Origin of the sequence: Mammaliicoccus fleurettii, assembly GCF_003970575.1 — a bacterium.
GTDB lineage: Bacteria > Bacillota > Bacilli > Staphylococcales > Staphylococcaceae > Mammaliicoccus > Mammaliicoccus fleurettii.
In genome coordinates this window covers 1-975 of sequence record NZ_RXWZ01000222.1, presented here as the reverse complement: position 1 = coordinate 975, position 975 = coordinate 1, and the positions used below count along the sequence as shown (strand labels likewise).

General features: G+C 25.3%; 1 protein-coding gene. It reads left to right on the top strand.

Going from position 1 to position 975, the window contains the following annotated elements; translation table 11 throughout:
- On the top strand, nucleotides 1-865 hold an 865-nt coding region (locus CD129_RS12700), incomplete at its 5' end, for an accessory Sec system protein Asp2 (protein ID WP_170167706.1).
- Between the last annotated feature and the right edge of the window lie 110 nt (nucleotides 866-975).

Here is a 975-nt window from a genome sequence, read left to right as displayed (position 1 = left end):
GGCTAGAAGAGATAAAGACATATACAATTTATATAAAGAATTACTGAAGAATGACTATATTTTATATTATCATTCTAATGGAATCTCACGTTTATATAAAAGAGAATTTATAAACGAATTATGGAAACGTCAAGACTTGTATAAACAAGGAGATGTTTTTTATACACTTGATGAACCTAAAGAAAAAAAGAAAAATAATAGTCAAAATAAAAATAAACTACTAGTTATATTTACTTGTATGCCAAGTGCAGAAAAATACGATCACTATTTAATGACAGATAGAATGTTTCCTACTTTCTTTAACACAATTGAACGAAGTTTAGTTAAAAATGTTTATACTATGAGAATAATGGATTTGAATTGTTCTCATGGTTCTCATTATATTAATACTATTAATTATTCGAATATGGAGTCAGATATTGTTGAAGCTATAAACAGAGTTAAAAATGAATTAAGTTTAAATGATGAAGATATTGTACTTTATGGTGCTTCAAAAGGTGGAACAGGTTCATTATATTATGGCTCTAAAATGGACTTGCAGTGTTTAGCAGTAGATCCTATATTAAGTTTAGGTGAGTATAATATTAAGGATGAACATTTCTTAAAGGGTATTAGAATAGAAGATATAACTGACCAAGTAAATAATAATTTATATAATAAGAGTAAATCTGAAAAATATATAATTGGTTCAGAAAATGTTCCATTCAATTTTGATAAGATTAATAAAATTGAAGGAGATAATTTGAGAAAAATCAATAAAATAGATGAGCATATTAAAAGTCATCCAGATGTATCAAGAAACACTGTACCTGAACAATTAATGATTTTAAATCAAATGTTATTAAACAATAGTTTAATTAAATAAAAACAAAGCCTATCTCACCGATTGATATGCTCCCTGTTAAGTAAACACTTAAATAGTGAAAACTTAGCAGGGAGTTTTATTATGACTAGAAATATTAAAATAGATATCAA